At 40.0% G+C, this 20,629-nt stretch carries 14 protein-coding genes and 1 pseudogene; 3 read left to right on the forward strand and 12 right to left on the reverse strand.

Annotation, left to right across the window (positions count from 1 at the left end):
• Positions 1–101: 101 nt before the first annotated feature.
• Positions 102–1,199, forward strand: a pseudogene (locus tag H6G28_RS29530) (hybrid sensor histidine kinase/response regulator); the annotation flags it as partial.
• 49 nt (positions 1,200–1,248) lie between these two features.
• On the opposite strand, the gene H6G28_RS29535 reads toward H6G28_RS29530, so the two are convergent.
• Positions 1,249–1,446 (reverse strand): hypothetical protein, encoded by a 198-nt coding sequence (locus H6G28_RS29535; protein ID WP_190676260.1) that lies wholly within the window; start codon positions 1,444–1,446, stop codon positions 1,249–1,251.
• A gap of 419 nt (positions 1,447–1,865) precedes the next feature.
• Here H6G28_RS29535 and H6G28_RS29540 point away from each other — a divergent pair, with 419 nt between their 5' ends.
• Positions 1,866–2,522 carry a TetR/AcrR family transcriptional regulator gene (locus H6G28_RS29540; protein WP_190594439.1) on the forward strand — a complete coding sequence of 219 codons (657 nt, stop codon included), beginning with the start codon at positions 1,866–1,868 and terminating at the stop codon, positions 2,520–2,522.
• A gap of 177 nt (positions 2,523–2,699) precedes the next feature.
• Here the strand turns inward: H6G28_RS29540 and H6G28_RS29545 are convergent, their stop codons facing one another.
• From H6G28_RS29545 to H6G28_RS37515, 11 genes are all read right to left on the reverse strand, one after another.
• Positions 2,700–3,884 (reverse strand): low temperature requirement protein A, encoded by a 1,185-nt coding sequence (locus H6G28_RS29545; RefSeq protein ID WP_190594438.1) that lies wholly within the window; start codon positions 3,882–3,884, stop codon positions 2,700–2,702.
• Between the two features lie 1,071 nt (positions 3,885–4,955).
• Positions 4,956–5,447 carry an orange carotenoid protein N-terminal domain-containing protein gene (locus H6G28_RS29550; RefSeq protein ID WP_190594437.1) on the reverse strand — a complete coding sequence of 164 codons (492 nt, stop codon included), beginning with the start codon at positions 5,445–5,447 and terminating at the stop codon, positions 4,956–4,958.
• 350 nt (positions 5,448–5,797) lie between these two features.
• Complete coding sequence (gene hpsP, locus H6G28_RS29555; RefSeq protein ID WP_190676261.1) at positions 5,798–6,973, reverse strand: hormogonium polysaccharide biosynthesis glycosyltransferase HpsP; 1,176 nt, start codon at positions 6,971–6,973, stop codon at positions 5,798–5,800.
• 2 nt (positions 6,974–6,975) lie between these two features.
• Complete coding sequence (hpsO, locus tag H6G28_RS29560; RefSeq protein WP_190676263.1) at positions 6,976–8,151, reverse strand: hormogonium polysaccharide biosynthesis glycosyltransferase HpsO; 1,176 nt, start codon at positions 8,149–8,151, stop codon at positions 6,976–6,978.
• Between the two features lie 67 nt (positions 8,152–8,218).
• Complete coding sequence (hpsN, locus tag H6G28_RS29565; RefSeq protein ID WP_190594434.1) at positions 8,219–9,199, reverse strand: hormogonium polysaccharide biosynthesis glycosyltransferase HpsN; 981 nt, start codon at positions 9,197–9,199, stop codon at positions 8,219–8,221.
• Between the two features lie 85 nt (positions 9,200–9,284).
• Positions 9,285–10,943 (reverse strand): hormogonium polysaccharide biosynthesis protein HpsL, encoded by a 1,659-nt coding sequence (gene hpsL / locus H6G28_RS29570; protein WP_190594433.1) that lies wholly within the window; start codon positions 10,941–10,943, stop codon positions 9,285–9,287.
• A 310-nt stretch (positions 10,944–11,253) separates the two neighbouring features.
• Positions 11,254–13,977 carry a DUF3769 domain-containing protein gene (locus tag H6G28_RS29575; RefSeq protein ID WP_190676265.1) on the reverse strand — a complete coding sequence of 908 codons (2,724 nt, stop codon included), beginning with the start codon at positions 13,975–13,977 and terminating at the stop codon, positions 11,254–11,256.
• A gap of 387 nt (positions 13,978–14,364) precedes the next feature.
• A complete protein-coding gene (locus tag H6G28_RS29580) occupies positions 14,365–14,481 on the reverse strand; it encodes a photosystem II reaction center protein I (protein ID WP_015114068.1) in 117 nt (38 codons plus the stop codon).
• 654 nt (positions 14,482–15,135) lie between these two features.
• On the reverse strand, positions 15,136–17,667 hold the full coding sequence (locus H6G28_RS29585) for a glycogen/starch/alpha-glucan phosphorylase (RefSeq protein WP_190594430.1): 2,532 nt from the start codon (positions 17,665–17,667) through the stop codon (positions 15,136–15,138).
• Positions 17,668–18,043: 376 nt separating this feature from the next.
• A complete protein-coding gene (locus H6G28_RS29590; RefSeq protein ID WP_190676267.1) occupies positions 18,044–18,754 on the reverse strand; it encodes an acyltransferase in 711 nt (236 codons plus the stop codon).
• Between the two features lie 542 nt (positions 18,755–19,296).
• Positions 19,297–19,425, reverse strand: coding sequence for a hypothetical protein (locus H6G28_RS37515; RefSeq protein WP_277880687.1), 129 nt, complete (start codon positions 19,423–19,425; stop codon positions 19,297–19,299).
• 600 nt (positions 19,426–20,025) lie between these two features.
• On the opposite strand from H6G28_RS37515, the gene H6G28_RS29595 reads away from it, so the two are divergent.
• Complete coding sequence (locus H6G28_RS29595; protein ID WP_190594428.1) at positions 20,026–20,349, forward strand: hypothetical protein; 324 nt, start codon at positions 20,026–20,028, stop codon at positions 20,347–20,349.
• Positions 20,350–20,629 lie beyond the last annotated feature (280 nt).

Raw genomic sequence — 20,629 nt, forward strand, 5'->3', positions numbered from 1 at the left:
GAGTTAATCTAGCCACACCCTGATTCCTTGCGCCGCGCCTCAAAACGGGTTTTATCCTGATTCTTTATCTTCCCACTAATATGGTCTGTTTATTTCCGCCGACCTGTACTAGTGGTATTGCTCACGACCTCAATAATGTCTTGGCACCAATTTTAATGACAGCCCAACTTTTAGAAGTCCAATTACAAGATGAACGTTCTCGCAGGTTATTACCAATATTAATCACGAACGCTAAACGTGGAGCAAATTTAGTCAAACAAGTCTTGTCTTTTACGCGGGGAATGGAGGGAGAACGCACCCTTGTCCAATTCAAACATTTAATCATCGAAATTCAGCAGATTATTAAAGAAACATTTCCCAAAACTATCGAAATTACAACTCTATTAGCGCAAAATCTATGGGTGATATCTGGTGATGCTACTCAACTACATCAAGTGCTGATGAATTTGTGTGTGAATGCCCGTGATGCCATGCCCAATGGGGGAATATTAAAAATTACTGCCGAAAATTTTGTGGTAGATGAAAATTATGCCAATATGCACCTTGATTCTAAAATTGGCCCATATATAGTGATTTCTGTAATTGACACTGGTTTAGGTATTCCCACAGAAATATTAGACCGCATATTTGAGCCATTTTTTACAACTAAAGAACTTGGTAAAGGCACAGGGTTAGGACTTTCCACAGTACTAGGAATTGTAAAAAACCACGGCGGTTTTATCAATGTTCATAGTGAAGCAGGACAAGGTAGCCAATTTAAAATATATTTGCCAGCACAGGAAATCACCGAAACTGTAGAAGAAGTAGAAGCAGTATTTCCTGGTGGTAATGGAGAATTAATTTTGATTGTTGATGATGAAGCTGCAATTCGGGATATTACTAAAACATCTCTTGAAAGTTATAACTATAAAGCCATTACCGCCAGCGATGGCATTGAGGCGATCGCTTTATATGCTGAACATCGAGATGAAATTTCTTTGGTATTAACTGATATGCTTATGCCTTCTATGGATGGTCTGACGACTATTCGCACTTTGCAAAAAATTAACCCAGAAGTCAAAATTATTGCTATCAGTGGCCTGGTTTCTAGTGATAAGGTGAATGCCGCTTATAATATGGGGATTCAAGCTTTTTTGTCGAAACCTTATACAGCTAATCAGTTATTAGAAGCGATTAGTTTTATCAAAGATAAAAACTAAAATTCAAAGAAGGCTGTCATTGATTATGGAAAACTTGCTCTCCGTTCCCTTATCCGCCGCCGCTTCGGTGATGGTTAATCATGGCAGACAAAGTTTCATCCAAAAGTGCGATCGCATTTTGGTAGCGTCGATTGTGAATTGTTCTTTCTGGAGTACCACAAAGCATCAACCCCCAGCGATCGCATCTGTCTTCTTTTATCGTCGTCACAAACTTGGGATGAGGTAGAGTCAGTAAATCTTGGCTCATAGCAACATTACTCCATCAAAATCTGCAATAATATATGAGTATTGCTCATGTTTTAATAATATGAGCAGAAATCATTTATTGTCAAGTAGAATGTGAGTATCGCTCATTTATTTCAACAGGCCTTTGGAGCAATAAAGTTCAGTAACAATTGATGGTTGGTGCGTGACGCTATAAATCTGATGACTACGTTCAAATCTTCTCATTGCGTCACACACCCTACAGAAAAAATATGCTAGTTGCGTAAGTCCTACTAAATTAGAACAAAACCAGCAAATGATAACTCAACAAAAAACAAAAAAATGACTTTGGAGGGGGATTGGGGGATTCTCTCCCAAATCTTGCTCATTTTCTAATAGGTAGAGCAGAAATTGAGAAATCAACTCTCATCACCTTAATTGTATTGACTTAGGAGGTAATCTATGAATGAAAATCCATCAGCAGCAGGTGGAATGCGCCGCCAACCCAGACAAGCGCGTAGCCAGGAACGAGTTAATCGGATTTTGGATGTAGCAGAAGAACTTTTTATTACTCAAGGCTATGCAGCCACCACAACCAATGCGATCGCCTCTGGTGCGAAAGTCCCGATTGGGTCACTTTATCAGTTTTTCCCGGACAAATCTGCAATCATGCAGGCACTTGCCTTGCGTCATGAGGAAAATATTCATCAAAAGTTAGCAGTGCTGGATAATCCTGAATTAGCCAATCTGCCCTTAGAAATTCTAGTAGAACAAATGATTGATATCACCGCCCAGCATTTCTCTGATAATCCTGGTTACTACGCCATTTTTATGGCACTCCAGGGTTCAATGCCCGAATTAGAAGCCGTCGGAGAGGTGATGGATGCTAAATTGATGCAAGATTTAGCCAGTTTACTAGCTAAACGCAAAGCAGGGTTAGAGACTACAGACTATGAAGCGATCGCCTTTATTTTAGTCAAAGCGATCGGCACATTACTATGGCTATCCCTCAGTCAAGAAAAAACATTTCAACCGCGATTGATAGCAGAAACCAAACGCTTGGCGTTAAGTTATCTGCAAAGCTATTTCCCGTCTGGTGGAAACAACGCGACTTTGTGAAATCATCACTATTTGTCCAACTTATTGCTTACATCCAACACCCTCATAAGCTATTAAGCACTTAGTTTGCAGTTTAGACCGCAGGGGAGCAGAGGGGCAGAGGAGAGAGTTTAAGTCATTTATGTACAATTTCAATAGTGCAGCTTAAATGCTGATTAGCTTATAATTCGTCGGGGCTTAAATTTCAGGATCAGCCAAGCGAGTAGTCGGGCGACTTTGAGACAAATCTTGAATAACTTGTACAGCAGAAACCACAGCTACTAAGGCGATGACGAAGATTGGTAATAAACCTTTGCCAAAAAGTGCGATCGCCAGTAGCACCACAGCACCACCCAAGCGATACAGCGAACGAATCTTACAATATCGAATCACACCATAGCGGTGCAGAACACCCACAGCTAACGAGCATAATGCCACTGAACCACAAATCAACCATCTTTGGGCATCTGGTAACGCCAGAGTTGGCGGACTTACCAAGATTTTTTCGACACCAACACCAGTAGCTGCAATTCCAATTACTAAGGGTAAATGGGTATAAAGCCAAATATTAACCGTCCCAACTTTTCCTTGAGTGCGTGCAGTTTCAATTGGTGTCCCACCTAAATTGTCAAAATAAACCCACCACCAACTAAAAGCAATTATCAGTCCAAAAATTGCGGAAATGACAGTCAACACCTGCCATTTTTGTTGTGAGACACCTTCAACCACCGCAATAATCGCTTCCCCCAACACAATAATTGTGAACAATCCAAAACGTTCTGGTAAATGAGAAGCGTGAGGAAGTAAGCCAATTTGATGTTTGCGTGCGGTGATTGGTGTACCAAAATCAATCGCAATTCCCACGCCCCAAAGTGCAAATCGCCAAGGAACAGGGACAAAAGCCGAACTCAACCAAATCAAAGATGCGATTGCAAAACCAATGGCGTAGCGAGTTGTTAACGGACGCGCCGACGGAATATGTATCCCCGCCCGCACATACTCCGCCACCAATACCGCCCGACCAAGTGCATAAGCTAAAGCAAAACCCGGCGAACTTTCTCCCAAGCCATGATGAATATTCACAGCCATCCCCGCAGCCGTTAACATTTGTACCCCAACCAACAACCGATGAATCACATCATCGCTATCAAAGCGGTTAGCATAAAACGTCGTCCCAATCCATGACCACCAAATCGGGATAAACAAAACTACAAATCCCAGTAATCCCGACAGCGAAATGTCTTCCTTGAGATTATGCGCTACTTGCGACACAGCAACCACAAACACCAAATCATAAAACAGTTCCAGCCAAGTGGCGCGTCTTTCTTCTTCACTATCTTCCTCACCAATACGTAATCTTGGCGGCTGGAGAAAATTTGTCATAAAAATTACTGGCAAATCGCTAATAGCTTTTTATCATACTGACAAAAGAGATAAGGAAGACAAAGGAGGGAGATGTTTGTCAATCATTGAGAATTGCTATAGGCTTTTCTAGCCTACTGATGTACAAATTCATCTGCGTTTATCTGTCTTGAAAAGTTTGCTCAATTCGGCAGAGCCACCCACGCAACGCCAGTGAAGGAGTCGGGGAACCCGCCCAACGCACTGGCTCAACTTTTCGCTGCGTTCATCTGCGGTTAATTAAAGTCAGAATTTAAATGTAATCTCAAGAAACTGTACTTTAAATCAGATTAATAAAGACAAAATAAAAAGTCCGCACTTGCGGACTTTGGTTAGGCTTTCTGTCACTGTAATTGGCTACAATCATGTATCATGATGCTTTTATTTTTCCTTATTTATTATTAGCAATCAAGCTGTGTAGTCTGTATATATAGACATAAAATCATAAATTTTATCCTGGAAATTTAATTAATCAAAGTCATTAAACAAGAAAAAATATAATTTTGAGCAATATAAGTGAGATTGTCCACAAAATATGTATAGAATCATTTTATTGAGATAATAATATCATATTAATAATATTTTTCATAAAATCTTGCTAGACATAAGCCAAATATTTAAGTCTATTGTAAACATCCACTTTAATTTTGCATCAATTATAAATAAAGTAAAGGTGGTCAGGTTATCAGCCCTAGGGATTCCCAGCCCTAGGGTTTTACTTTTTTGTGTAGTGCCAATTATTGATAAATTGATGTGTAGAATTAAAAAAAAATTAACCACTCGTCAGATAGATGTAACTGACAAAAAGACTATTTAAATTATAAATATAAAACCAAGGACGTTACGAATTTAGGGTGCAACTATCCTAATGAGCAACCAAAAAATACACAGAGTAAATATAATTTTACTCTGTGTTTATCTGTGGCTGAGGATTGCTAGAGCAGTCTTATTTGATATGTGAAGAAAAGAGATAAGGGAAAGATGTGGGTAAATCATTTAGGATTACGAATATTGAGCTACAGCCTTGCTTGCCATAGCTCAATATCCTCACAATTAAATTTCAGCGCCGGCTTTAGGTTCTGCACCCATTGGTGACACATAGTCGCGGAAAAGATTAATCTGCTGTTCAAAAGCTAATTCTTTAATTTGCTCCAGCAAAGTTTCTGCTGCTGAAGAAAGACGATAACCAGCAGGTACAGGAATAATTACATTACTATCCATTCCTTGAGAGAGACGATACCAAAATAGCAGTTTGGTAGTATCTCCTAACGAACCATATTCTCTGCTTATTTGAGTATCTGCTCGATTAATTAAGTCTCGCTGAACTTGTAATTGTTCTTCGTGACTTAATTCTTTTACCTGATTAAATAAACCTTCAGCAATTTCTGGAGAAACAGTACTAGCAGCAGGAGCCGCAGGTGTAACAGACTCACCCATTTCTTTATAGATAAACCAGAATAAACCTAGTTGTTCATCTACATCTAATTTTCGCCAAGATTCAACACATTTACGAATGGTAGGGTCACTAGTTTGAGTGTAGGTCATAACAAATCTACTTGTGATTTATGTTGCCATTAGTCACCTTATCAAACACCTATTTCTGGTTTAACCCTACTGAAGACAGATGTGGTTCAACCAAAGAGAATAATTCAGAAATGATATGAATCATTGAAAATATGGAGGTTAGACAAGCTGGCTATCCTCCCAAATTCATGATTTATTATTTACAAATTCTTAGGCATTAACGAAGATATCTGCATTGGTTAAGGCTAATCCGGTGTTGAGTGTCGCAATTTGAACTCTGGCGATCGCACCTGAGCCATCTTGGTCAAAGAATAACCGCCTGTTGTATTGTTGTAACTTAAAGTATTTTTACTGAATTTTGGCTGAAATTATCACATATTGATGAGAATTTGTTGATAGGCTTGAATCATTTGCCGGGCGATCGCATCCCAGCTAAAATTTTCTAAGGCATATTTTTGAGCATTTATTCCCCGGCGTTGGCGTTCTTGGGGATTTTGCAAAGCTTGTTGCAATAACTCCAACAACGAAGATACCTCTGTTTGACCCACCCATCCCGACTGACTATCGCTTACTTGCTGCCAAATATGCACCTGGTCAGAAATCACTACAGGTATCCCCGCAACCATAGCCTCAGCGACTGCAATACCAAAGTTTTCGTAATAAGAAGGTAAAACAAATAAATCAGCCGCTTGCAGTAAACCAGCTTTCAATTCACCACTCACAAAGCCTGTAATGGTAGTATGCGATCGCAATGGTGAATTTTCGATTTGAAATTTGATTTTGTTTTCATAGTCTGGGTCTTGAGGATTTGTCCCAGCTAAAACAAAATGAAACTTGTGATTATCCGCCAACAGCTTTTCTAAAGCCGGAATCAACAAATTCAAACCTTTCTTTGGGTCAATACGCGACATAAACAACACCAAAGGCACATCTTCCGGTATACCTAACTGACTGCGTACTGCACTTGCTGAAATTCTTTGCGTTGGTTTTACACCCAAAGGAATTACTAAATCTTTTGTCTTGACTCCAAATCTTGCTGATATTTTTGCTTCTTGTTCACTAGTAAAATGAATTGCGGCTGCACCTGCTAAATTTTGGCGTTCAATCAACTCAACATACAGCTTTTTTAATTGTTTTTTCTTTTGTAAATCAGCCGGGTCAAGAGTACCTAAAGGACGCAAAATATAAGGTAATTTTTTCTCCCGACATACTGTCGCGGCTGCACTACTAATTGGCGAAAATAAAGCATGAATATGCACTAAATCAAACTCCTTAGCATGAATTTTTAGCCAATTGAGTAACTCCAGGGAAAATTTATAGCGACGAAATGGCGCACAACGAAAGTAAATTATTTCATAACCATCTTGTTGAATTGGGCGATTTAAAGGTACATCTAAAGGTTGTTGACCAGTATCACCATTGCTATCTGTGGTCAGAATAGTAACTTTTACACCTTCTTTTGCTAAAGCCGGCGCTAACCCTAAAACCATTTGGCTAGGGCCACCATAAATTAACGAAATAGACGGAACAATTTGTAAAATTTTCATGCCTATTTACTCTGAAATAATTCTTGATAAAACTCATACTGCTCTTTAGCAAGTGCCTTATTAGTGTATTTTGCCATTGCTTTTTGATAGCCATTTACAGCTAGATTTTGGTGTAATTCTGGTTGCTTGAGCAATTTTTTGATGCAATCAGCCAGTAGTTGAACATTGCCTTCGGGAAATATTAATCCACTATCACCAATCACATGAGGTATTTCCCCAGAATCAGAACCAATCACAGGCACTTGACAAGCCATAGCTTCAATTAATACATGACCAAATTGTTCTTTCCAACCAGCAGCAGTTAAAGTTTTAAATTTATAAGTAGTTTCGGAAGGTAGCACCAAGGTACTCATTAAATTAATATAATTAGTAACTTCGTGATGAGGAACACTTTCTACCATAATTAATCTGTCTTGGATTTGATTATCTGTGGCTATTTTCAAGATTTCATCTCGCAGTTCGCCTCGTCCTAAAAGCATTAATTTCCAAGATTCATTTTTTAAAGTTACTAAAGCCTGCAATAAAGTCAATAAACCTTTTTCTGGAACAAATCTTCCAACAAAACCCACCACAAAATCATCAGGTTTAATCCCTAATTTAGCAGCTAATTCTGGTTGTTTTTTGGGAGAAAAAAGAGTTTCATCAACACCTAATTGGGGCATAACTTTAATTGCGCCCTGATACCCTCTTTGCCGTAAAACTTCTGCTCCATCTTGATTCCCAGAAATAATTCCGTGGCTATTATTGAGATTAAATTTTTCTAATAAAGCCGCAGGTAATTTTAATGTGTAGGGTAAATTCCACCAAGTAAAAAATATATTTTTTGCCTTTAATCCCAACAATTTATTTAAAATAATCATTTGACTGTATGCCAAGCTTCTTGATGCTTGTTCTACTTGAATAACTTGTGGACGAAATTGCTGCATCAAAGATATTAAATCAGTTCCAAATGTCAATAGCCCTTGATGATTTTGACTGAAATTAGAAATCGGCACTATTTTAAAATTACCTTCATCTTTATATTGACTTTCAATAGTCTGATTCTGTACACCACCGGGCTTCCAGATTTTAGGCACAACAACTGTCACCTCAATATCTGGTACTAACTGAGCTAAAGCACGTAGTTTTTCACAATTAAGGTCTACTATATATGTATGACTAGCAACTAAAATTCTCATAGTTAATTTTCATGATAGATTGATAAATTTAACCGCAGATAATATCATTTATCTGCGGTGATAAAATCTAAACTTGTTCATCCAAATGGCTATAGATTTGTCCATCATTCCACACTGACTGAATGACAGTACCCAAAGCCTTCAGGAAACCCAAAGTGTAAAAAATAGCGCGAGTGAGAATTTTGATAGGTGAACCACTTTTATGACAAGGTGGTCTTCCGAGAACATGACAATCAAATAAACGGGCGTATAAACGTAAGGCTTGAGTCAAGGTTAAATTTTTCAGCCCTAATAAAAAGTGGTTGTGATAGAAAGTGAGTTGATATTTGAGCGATCGCATACTAATATCATGACAACCCCCAGTCTCTTCTCCCAAATGCACTAAATCAGCTTTTGGGTCATACCAAATTTTGTATCCAGTCTGTCGCAGTCGCAAACAAAAATCCGATTCTTCCCGGACTGCACTCCCGCGAAATCTCTCATCAAACTTCAGTCCGTATTTCGTAAAAATTTCGCGCCGAAAAGACATATTGCAACCCCTAGCTGTTAAAACCTGCTGGGGCTTAATAGTATGTACTAAATCAATATGATACCAAGCAATGCCAGGATCCATTGCTTGGGGAGGGAGATATTCAATTTCTAATTTTCCGCCAGAATCACCCAATTTCATTCTGTCAAATACTCGTCCGGCTACAGCTCCTACCTCTGGATTTTGTACATAATTTTTCGCATGAGCCATTAAAAAGCCAGGCGTTAATTTTACATCATCATCAATAAATAAAATTATTTCCCCAGATGAGCGACGCACACCATAGTTTCGCGCTCCTGGTAAACTTGCCCAATTTAGGTGAAACAATTTAATTTTCCCTTTTGCCGCTACCTCTTCTAAATATGCTTGAACTTCTGGTTGGTGTTTTGGATATTGGTCGATTACCAAAACTTCAAAATTTGGATAGTCCTGATTGAGAATATCAACTATACTATCGCGTAGTGGTTCATCTCTTCCGTAAGTTGGTATGATTACGGAAATTAAAGGAAAATCATTCATGTGTTTGATTGTGAAATAAATTGTTTGTTTTGCTCGTAGAATTGCCCAATGTGGAGTCTATCGCTGTTGATGGAAACTTAATGAATTAAAACTTAATTTTTAAACCTTTTTTATTTGTTGCTTTTTCAGGGTTGGCATCTTCCTTCTCTTGTTTATCTATCACTGGCAATTTGAATAGTATTCCTGCACCCAACCAGTAATATACAGATACTGGATCGACATCTAAAGGATAGTAGTAAGTGTTGTAACTAATAAACAATATAAACACCCACATCGACGCTGCGTAACTGCGGAAATTACGGTTTTTTATCGAGCGATAAGTTGTGAACGCCGTAAATGTCAGTGTAGTAACTAAAGCCAGAAAACCCAATACGCCAAAAATCCCAATCTCATATATTAATTTGGGGTAGTAAGTCTCTACTAGTTTGGTTTTACCTAATGCACGAGCAGAGTTAGTGGCTCGACCTAAACCACTTCCTAGAGGGCTATCTGTATCTTTTAAGTTTTCTTCAAATTGCTGAATAATAAAATCTTGAGGTGGTGAAGCATTCCAACGACTGGCAAAACTATCTATTCTCTCTTGAACGACTACAGGGTTACTCACAACGGCAATTCCCAAAATCATCACTAACCCTACTCCTATGGGGATAAACCGTTTCAAGTTAGCAATTTGACCAGTCAGCAAGAGTAACATGACAAAACAAGTAGGTACTAAGCCTAGGGCGATTCTTTGTCCCGAAATTACTGCATTGACAAAGATTAAAGCCATAGAACCTAAACTTATTAACCGCCAAAAAATTGACGGGTCGGAAAAGCCTGTAGCAAAGGCAAAAAAAGTACTAGAAATTAAAAACCATGCCCATTGCCAAGGTGCAACAAATGTTCCTGGTAGCCGAATTATTCCTTGACTGGGACTGTAGACTAGGGAACCACCAAAATAACATCTAGCGTCAAGTGTAGCCTTAAATAAGGCAGAACCTTCGAGATTTTTAGTTCCTTCACAAATTCCAGTGAGTAAGAATAAGTATTGGATCAATCCTAGGACACAACAGACGATAATTAGTACAATTTGTAGACGCGATAAGAAGAAAAAATCTTGCTTATTGCGAATTAGGTAGTAAATACAAGTAATTAAAGATACGTAACCTAAAAGAACTTTTAAACCGAGAATTCCTAAGCCTATGGGAAATTCTTTAACAGGTTCCTCTAATAGTCCAGCTGGTGGTGGGTTAAACTGTTGTCCACCATTGATAAATACGAGAGTGAGCAAACAAGAACCCAATAAAATAAACAATGGAATTTTAATTTGCTTGGGGATGATGAATGGTAGTTTCTGTTTGCGGCAAATTTGCCAAAGAGCGATCGCAGCTGGGATGTAAAATGAATCTTTAGCCAATTGCAGAATCGGACTATTACCAATGTAATAAGTAATTGTGCCGCCAAAGGGAACGTAGATAATAAAGGCAATTAAAGCCTGACGAGGGTATTTATAAGAAAAAGACATCACCAGTACCCCCAAGACAGCAGGTAATGCAGCCTTAATACCGGCAACTAAAAACAGCAAAAAACCTAAAAACAACGCACCAGATAAGGATTTAGTGAGTAAATCCATAAATTCTTTGCGGGCTTTCGTTGCTTGACGCTTTTGGGCTAACCTTTCTTGGAGGCTAAGAGTCGGTGCTTCCTTTTTAGGCTGCTTTTTCGAGTTTTTTGATTTCTGGACTTTTGATTTTACTTTTGCCATAGCAGCGCCTTAGCCTGTTAGCCTTTGTATAAAAAGTGCTGGTTACTGAATTAGAAATATAAGTTTTCCAGTGCTTTTTTTGTGTTGATGCTGGCTAATTACTCAATCCTGAAAGTTAAAACCCGATAATAACATACATAAAGCTAGTGTCTAATGAGACGCAAGAACTTGCTGATACTAAGTTGTAGTAAGTCCTAAAGTCGTATTTCCTCATACATTATCCAATGTGTTGACTCAGCAAGACCTCTATCTCCCTTGTCTCCCTTGTCCCTGAATGATGAGATATTTTTTTAGTTGTCAATCCCCAAGATTATTCCTGGCGCACACCTCCAACTACAGGTGTAACTTGATTCGTCGAAAATGGATCTGTACCACCAGTCCAATTAAAGTCACTAATGCGAATGCTGAAACCGCCTAATTCTAAGACGGGATTGTAGCGTAGGGTAATGCCATAGGTGCGGCGGCTATATTCTAAAACATAGTCTGTACTGGTTTCTCTGCCTGTATCCAAGTTAATTGAGGTCTGAAACCCAATCCGAAATGGCCCATAAATTTGTTGAACAATTCCCGCATTCAAGACTTGGTTATCAACAAATCGGTCGAACAAAAAAGGTGATAATCCGCTAGTTAAGCCTCTAGAGTAACTGATATTAAAGCCTGTGTAATCAAAAAAAGGACGGGAAAAATGGCCAATCTGTCCTTGTAAACCAACTGAACCAATGAGATTGGTTTGGTCATCTCCACTGGTGTAATAAGTACTAGTACCTCTGATACTAGCTACCGCTTGTATATAAGGAACTACAGGTCTAGGTGTATAACGCAAGCCGGCGGTAGCTGTGGGGGCTAATGGTTTTCCCTGCCAGAGAAACACACCAGTGCTGAGAGCGGCGCTGGCTTGTAGACGACCTAAAGAGACACGATCAATTGTTTGACCAATGTTGGTGCTAAATAAGTTTTGACGATCGCTATTAGCAGTAATATATTGTGCGCTTGCTTGATAGTCGAGGTTAATACCACTTTTCCCCAAAGGAATAATCGGCGAGGTGACAACAGCGCCCAAATTACTTTGGACAGTTTGAAAGCCAAGAGAACCGTTATACAAGCGATCGCGGTAACTATATTCCACATTTAAAAGATGTGGATTGCGATCGCCTAATTCTCGCCGCAGTCGCAAACTCGCCCGCAAATTTGAGTCTAGTTGGCTCAAGTCAAAACTAGTTAATTCTCCTGAACCGCGCAGTGTGGTTTTTGGGTCTAAAACTGAATTCAGTTTACTTCTCACACCAAACAAAGATGCGGGATTTTCTAAACCTGACTGAATGGCTTTTTGTAAAAAAAACTGCGGTGTAATTGTCCAACTTGTTGTTTCGGTATTGATGGGTGTAAAACCTCGTTCCAAATATAAACCACCACGGTCATCGCCATCATAGCCAGGCGAGACAATTGCAGGAGTGACTTCTTGTTCCCGGCGGTCAATAGTTTGGCTATCTACGGGGATGGGTAAACTCAGACCTTGATCAAATACCAAACGCTGACGTTCGGTTTTAATGCGGTCAATTAATGGAGCTTGGCGTGTCAGTGTAACTTTACTCGCTCGTAACTCTAGTTCGGGAGGTGAAAATGGGTCATTGGTAATTCGCACATCCCTAGCTTGCCAACCCCGTGGATAAAAATCGATGTGCCTAGCTTCAAATCGCAGTCGCTTAACTTGTCCGCCTTGTTTTGGTGTTGGTAGATTACTTGCGCCACGACCACCGACAACCACGTTCACTTCGCCCGGATTTTGGACATTGGTGAGGGGTTGATTAGTACGAATGCGATCGCTTGGTGGTCTGAGTTGTAAACCACCAGGGGTATTCTCAGCAGGTAAAAAGCCCAAATCTGTAGAGGATGTGGGGATATAAATTTCGCCTCTGCCATTTTCTAATTCCCCACTGTCTTGCAAAAAGTTATAAGTAAAACGTTGACCACGCAATACTTGATCACCTCTAGTCAAGGCCACATCCCCTTCCCCAACGGCAATTAAGTTGGCTAAATTCACTTGTAGGCGATCGGCATCCACTACAGCCCCATCAAATCGCACTACTACATTGCCTTCCGCCGTCACAATTCTTCGTTGTTCATCATACTCCTGCCGATCTGAGATCACTTCCACAATTCTTTCTCTAACCACTGGTGTGGTTGTCTGTGATGGCTGTTGGGGAGTGGGAGAAGTTGTGCTTGGGGGAGTTGGTTGGTTAGGTGATTTAAATTCTATATTGGTCGGGGTATTTGATTGGCTGGTGAGGTTGCGAGATTTAAACTCAATAATATTTTGAACTGGCTGAGTGTTAGGTATATAGTCGCTAAATTTCCCCGAAAGATTAATAGTTTTTGGTTGTTGTGGCTGTGCTGTTGTGCTTTGTGATGCGGGTGGAGTAACTTGTTCAGCAACGACTTTTGCTGCTGGGGGAAATTGCTGAACAGGTGACTGTGGTGTGATTTTTTCAGTGACGACTTTTGCAGGTGCGGGGATTTTTTCTGCCGATGCTGACTGAGTAACTGGTTCAGTGACGACTTTTGCAGATGCGGGGAATTTTTCTGCCGATGCTGGCTGGGCGACTGGTTCAGTGACAAATTTTGCGGGTGCGGGGAATTGCTGAACAGATGCGCCAGTTTGTGATGGATTTTCACCAATTAGATTCCCTGACTGAACGCCATAACCAATGCTGAGAGGTTGTCCTAAACTTGTAGCACTTCTGGAGGGAGAAAACGGTGACAGTGCTGGGGGTAAAGTTTCTGGTGTATGGGGAGTGGGTAGAGTTTTTGTCTTGACTAAATTATCTGAAGTAGATGCGATCAGTACTAATTGAGGCGGTAGATTTTTAGTATCGGCAATTTTGGCAGTTTGCGGTTTTTCAGCCGTGTTTTGAGCATCACTAGCTGATTCTACAAAAGCATGAGTTTGGGGATTGTCAACTGATGACAGCGAATTTGTCGATTTGATCGGTTCAATAACAGGCGGTGGCGCAGGCGGCAGAACTGGATGAAGCATATCTGGGCAAAATTAACCTAACAAATAGCCAACGATTAGCCGGAAAGATGAGAACACTTGTGTCTTCCGACTTTTGCTTTCTGCCTACGTGCAGCAAGCTGCTAAAAAGAGGAAATTCCACTGTCAAGGACACTGCTAGAAAACGCTTTCCTACTAGGGATAACTTTGCGATCGCCTAATAAATAGTATATTTTAATACTATTACTTTAGTAAAAACCCAGTTACTGTGAAGGGAAACTCCGTGTTAGCCAATGGCTGCGGATTTTCCCTGTGTAGCAACTGCTAATCAGTATTTAAACGTAAAGCTTTCCTGTAGGATAGCCAGCAATTGTCCGTGACTTTGGTTGTTTTCCACCTTCCGGCAGTCGCGGATAATTTGTCTTGTACTTACTCTAAATCCCGACGGCCGGGGTTACGAGCAGGATCATTTGACAAGAATCCGAAGACAAAGATAGTCACAAAGAAGGCAACAACAATATAAACAGCGATTTTTAAAGTCAGCATAGAAATATCTCCAAAGGGGGTCGGAAAAAGCTTCTCTCGGTATCTGCCATGCAGAAAAGATAGCTCCTTTATCTTACCCAAATCTTGTCTCGTTTTGAGCGCACTCTGTTGATAGGGGAGGCTATGTTATGACTACCCCATAGAGTATGGCACAGGTTTCGCCATTATCTCATGCTGTGGGTTGTTTTATAGCAGAAGGTAGGTTACAGGTGATAGGTGACAGGTTACAGAGTTAAATAAAAGCCTGTTGCTGTCGTTTACATTTACTAATGTCTTAACCAACCTAGACACTACTATTAAGTAGATGCTAATGAGATGTAGTTTTTGACTGGCTAATGTTGTGACGTTAATTAATGCCAGAGGTTTCCTGAAATTTTAGGGTGTAGGGGTGTGAACAATACGGTTCGGATAAGAAACTTACTTGTGTAGGCAAGCAAGGGTGCAGGGGTGCAGGGGTGAAAGGGGGAACGAAGGTACGCTCTCCCCTGCACCTGAAGCTCCTCCGCCCCCCTGCTCACCTCAACAGATACATTTGTTAACCGAACCGTATTGGGGGTGTGAGGGTGTGGGGTGTAGTTGTTCAGCACTCTTACACCCCTACACCCTTAAACCCTTACACCCGCCTCAACCAAAAACCGAATTTATCTGATTTGATCAGTTCACTTTCAAACCAGCCCTAGCTTGAATATATTCTGCTAGTTCGATTTTCACGGGTACAGCATTCCAAATTTCTTGGCAATATTCTTTAATGGCTCGGTCAGAAGAGAATTTACCCATCCTAGCTGCATTGAGAATTGACATTTTTGTCCAGTGTTCTTGGTCACGGTAAGCATGATTTACCTGGTCTTGACAGTCAATGTAAGACTGGTAATCGGCAAACAGCAGATAAGGATCGTGGTACAACAGTGAGTCTACTAATGGCCGGAACAGATTAGTATCACCATGCGAGAAGAATCCTGAACTGATCAAGTCAATGACTTCTTTGAGTTGGTGATTGCTATGGTAATAATCCCAAGGGTTATAACCTCTGGATTTTAAATCATATACTTGTTCGGTTGTCAGTCCAAACAAGAAGAAGTTTTCTGCACCTACTTCTTCCCGAATTTCGATGTTAGCGCCATCAAGTGTACCGATAGTTAGTGAGCCATTCATGGCAAATTTCATATTGCCAGTCCCGGAAGCTTCTTTACCAGCCGTCGAGATTTGTTCGGAAAGGTCGGCGGCTGGGTAAACTCGTTGACCAAACCTGACATTGTAATCAGGTAAGAATACTACTTTTAGGCGATCGCGCATATCGGGATCATTATTAATCACATCCCCAACAGAATTGATGAGTTTAATGATTAATTTCGCTATGAAGTAGCCGGGAGCAGCTTTCCCACCAAAAATAAAGGTGCGGGGTGTAATTTCCAGATTGGGATTGTCTTTGAGGCGTTTATAAAGGGTGATGATGTGCAGCACATTCAAGTGTTGGCGCTTGTACTCATGCAGCCGCTTCACTTGCACATCAAACAGTGATTCGGGATTGACTTCAATTCCGTGGTTGTCCTTAATATAATTTGCCAAATAAGTCTTAATATCTTGCTTGGTTTGCCGCCATTCATGACGAAACTCAGCATCTTCGACAAAAGCTTCGAGTCGCTTTAAATCTTCTAAATGGCTAATCCAATCTGTCCCAATTTTACGAGTAATCAAGTTAGCCAGTTGGGGATTACTCACTACTATCCAACGTCGGGGTGTAACACCATTGGTTTTGTTGGTGAATTTCTCTGGCCAAAATTCGTAAAAGTCACGCAGAACATCTTGTTTGAGTAACTCTGTATGTAAGGCGGCGACACCGTTAATTGCGTGGGAACCAACACTGGCTAAATGTGCCATACGGACATATTTTTCCCCACTTTCATCAATCAATGATAGCCGCGCTAGGCGATCGCTATCGTCGGGATATTTAGCACGCACTTGACCGAGAAAGCGTTGGTTAATTTCATAGATAATTTGCAAATGTCTGGGCAGTAAGTTACTGAATAGTCTTAAAGGCCACTTTTCTAGAGCCTCTGGTAATAAGGTGTGATTGGTGTAGCCAAAGGTATTTTGCGTAATTTGCCAAGCTTGATCCCACTCTAGTTGATGTTCATCTACCAAGAGCCGCATCAATTCTGCCACACCGATGGAGGGGTGAGTGTCATTGAGTTGTACGGCAAATGATTGATGAAAAGTCTCTATGGTTTCGCCTTTTTGCAAGTGCAGCCGAATCATGTCTTGCAGAGAACAAGACACAAAGAAATATTGTTGTTCTAGGCGTAGTTCTTTACCTTGCTGCAACTCATCGTTAGGATAAAGGACTTTGGTAATATTCTCGGAAACTACTTTTTTGTTGACAGCACCGTAATAGTTACCATCGTTAAATGCCTTAAATTCAAACGATTCCGGCGCTTCAGCTTTCCACAACCGTAAAGTATTCGCCGTGTTGACGCGATAACCTAAGATGGGCGTATCGTAGGGAACACCTTTGACCACTTTATCGGGAATCCAGCGTACCCGATAACGGCATTTTTCATCGTAATAACCTTCCGTGCGACCACCAAACTTGACTTCGATGGTTTCTTCTAGGCGGGGAATTTCCCAAGGGTTGCCTAAATGCAGCCATTTATCTGTAATTTCGACTTGCCAACCATCCCGAATTTCTTGGTCAAAGATACCAAATTCATAGCGAATTCCATAACCAATGGCGGGAATTTCGAGAGTTGACAAAGAGTCCATATAACAAGCCGCCAGACGACCTAGACCACCATTTCCTAGTCCTGGTTCTTCTTCAATTTCGCGCAGTTGCACAAAATCTAGCCCAGTTTCTTCCACGGTTTGGCGGACTAAATCATAAATCCCCAAGTTGATCAAGTTATTGCTTAAGTGCGGCCCCAAGAGAAATTCTGCGGAGAGATAACTGACAACTTTGACACCTTTTTTTGTATAGGCTTCCGTAGTTTTAAACCAACGTTGCAACATGCGATCTCGCACGGTGTAAGCCAAAGCCATATAATAATCATTGAGCGTGGCTGTACCAGGGTATTTACCTTGGATGTAAAAAAGATTATCAGCTAAAGCACGTTTGATAGTTTCTTTACTTAACCCGGTGCGATCGTCTTCAAATTCGCACTGAAATATTGGAGCTTGCTCAAATGTCGTCATAATTATTTCCTATCAAGAATAGAGAGTAGACAAGAGCGAAATCACCACTCCTCACCCTTAAGTCATCACAGTTGGGTTCATGCTGTTAGTTGCTTCAGCCAGAGTAATGAAACAAGCAAGTACTCTTTAGGTATCAAGGTGATGTGCGATGTGATTTTTCTCTAGCTGGCTCAATAAACTCTGGGGATTGCACCTTGAGTACCTGTACCGGAAATTTTCACCACTACAGGAGAAGCTTGATAAAGCCAATGCGAATACCCTGTTTATGACTAAAACTGCCATTAACAGGGTGGGTATAACTTAAGTCATGATTATTTTATGACTTGGTTTCTTGAAGGGAAAAAAAAGACACACTTTTCTTTAGATACAGTGGTGATTATGTCCGGGTAATGCCTACGCCTGTTTCTGATAATTGCTGATTCATCCGATTTTTGACGACTTTTGCAGGTACACCCACAGCCACGGAGAATGGCGGAATATCTTTTGTGACGACTGCGCCTGCACCAATAACGCTACCTTGACCGATGGTTACACCATCTAATACAGTGACTCCATGTCCTAGCCAACAATCATCTTCAATCACAATTCCTTTGCGTGTGATGCCTTGGTCTTTAATTGGTTCTAAGGGATTTGTAAAGTTGTGATTGTTAGCATATATGCCGGAGTGGGCTGCAATCATACAGTGTTTGCCAATGGTAATATCTCCTGGCCCGGCAATACATACATGAGGGCCAATAAAAGTTTCTTCGTCAATATAAATAGATGTGTTGTCTAAACAACCAATATCAACATTGCGTTCAATAGCTACACCATAACCCAAATAAATTTTATTGTTGGAATGTCCTTGGGCATCAATTCTCACACCTTTAAAGATATGTACTTTTTTACCAATAGCGATGCAGTTTGTCCCCAAAAATTCCACACCGTTTTGGATATAAACTGAACTGTCTAACTGAGAAAAAATACTGCGATATAACCAATTACGGAGTTTTGTACCGAGAGCCATTGTCGGGATATCTGCTAATAAGGTTGTGAGTAGTACTTCCTTGAAACGTTGAATTTTAGCGGCGTATTTTTGGTTACTCATGGCTATATTTGGGGTATTTTTTTGAATGAAGTGAGAAGAGAAATTGTAGGTAGCGCAATTTCTCTGAAATTAATCAAAAACTTAATTAGTAAGTCTTGAGCCGCAACTTATTAAAATATCTGGCAATAAATTACAGGATAAAAGTGTATTTGATGAAAGTTAATCTCGTTTGATCAAAGTGCGATCACTTGAGATTTTCTAGCTCTTTATCAATTACTTTTAGCAACAAAATTTTGCATTTAGTATCAAGATTAATCTCAGCCAGATACTAATGCTGCTGCTAATTTATCCAGCAAATGACAGATGGTGACATCAACTATTCAACTGTTTGATAGTTGAAATAAATTGATATCTTTACCATCAAGTTGCTCTATGCAGTTGTTTTAAATATGTTCAATGACCTAATTAAACAAGGACAAATTCTGGCAATAACAATATGTATGTGATTGTTGAAGCTCAAAACCTACTGCGGACTGTTTACCAATCACAAAATAATTGCTAATCCTCTTGTTATTTTTAGGTCAATTAAAAATTGATTTTAATTAAGGTGGAGTATCACCAACTTCAGCCATCACATTAAAGTTTACCATCGGTGCAAACAAGTATGCGCTTCCCCGACTGCAATGACGACTTTCTTGCAATAAATTTCTAGAGTATCCCGCTACGCTCATGTTGCACACGGATGATTTACAACTTAACCAAGTCACGATTTCATTTAGATGGGTGGCTTTTCATAACAATTGCCTCCCAGAATAACACATTTTATTTTTGATGGATCACTCCCAAGTCGGAAGTTTTTAACAATATAATTAATTGACTACAGTTGGTAGTTTAAACAACATTTGTTTTATCCCAACTAGCAAGATTACAAATTTTAGATTCGTGATTTAAAATACATTATATATTTAGGAAAGTAATGAGTAATGAGTCAAAGATTTACTTATTACTCATTACTCATTACTTAATACTCCTGGTGTACCTTACTGACTTCAAAAGTGCTGTATTTCAATACAGTTCCACTTAGCCTAATTCTTGGTTTCTTTCCCTTCATACAGAAACTTTCGGCACGAAACCGGACAGGCGTATAACCATAATTGCCAAATTTGTAAATCACCCAATCAGGTGAACCAGATGGACGATGTGTCTAGGATATCTCCCATTATAAATTGTGAAGTCTAGAGAAAATTCACGCGATGAGAAGTAATTCTCACAAGAAAACCAAATTTACAGACTAAGCTTCTTTAAATTAACTCCCACACTTGGTTGAAATTATGGTTGAAATTAAACAAATCGTCCAGCAAGCTTTTAGAACTGGTTATTTGAGTATCGCCGATCGCAACCAGATCCAAACGTTATTGCGCCGAGAGTACGACTCAGAAGACTTGGACGCTTTTATCATTTTGCAACGCGCGATCGCCTCTGGTGAAGTGATGCAGGAATCAAAACCTCGTCCCAAAACTTCTGCCACACACCACAAGGATAGCGCATCTAATATCAAACTTGCTTATAAGATTGCAGCAGAGTTGGCTTATGCGGCGGCGCAAAGTCTCACCATGCCAAAAAAACCACAAGATCAGCCTTCTTTGGGCAGTTAAACATGACGAATAGACATTAACCTCTCTGTTCTCGGTGGGAATGGGGAGTTTTGATGTCAATAGCGCCTCAATTATTAAATTTTCCTTATTAATTCAGACACTCCAGCAGAACATCAACAAGTAACAATCCGCTTGGGGTAAGGTTCTGCACTGATTTTCGTCTCAGTTTTTAATACTTAACAAAGTCATCTGTACTTTACAAACACAGTATAAAGAATTGGCAGCATTGGATAAACAAGGTAAACAATAACCATAGCTGAACTTGGAGAGTTGCTAACCT

Origin of the sequence: Nostoc sp. FACHB-190 (assembly GCF_014696905.1) — a bacterium.
In the GTDB taxonomy this organism is placed as follows: domain Bacteria; phylum Cyanobacteriota; class Cyanobacteriia; order Cyanobacteriales; family Nostocaceae; genus Nostoc_B.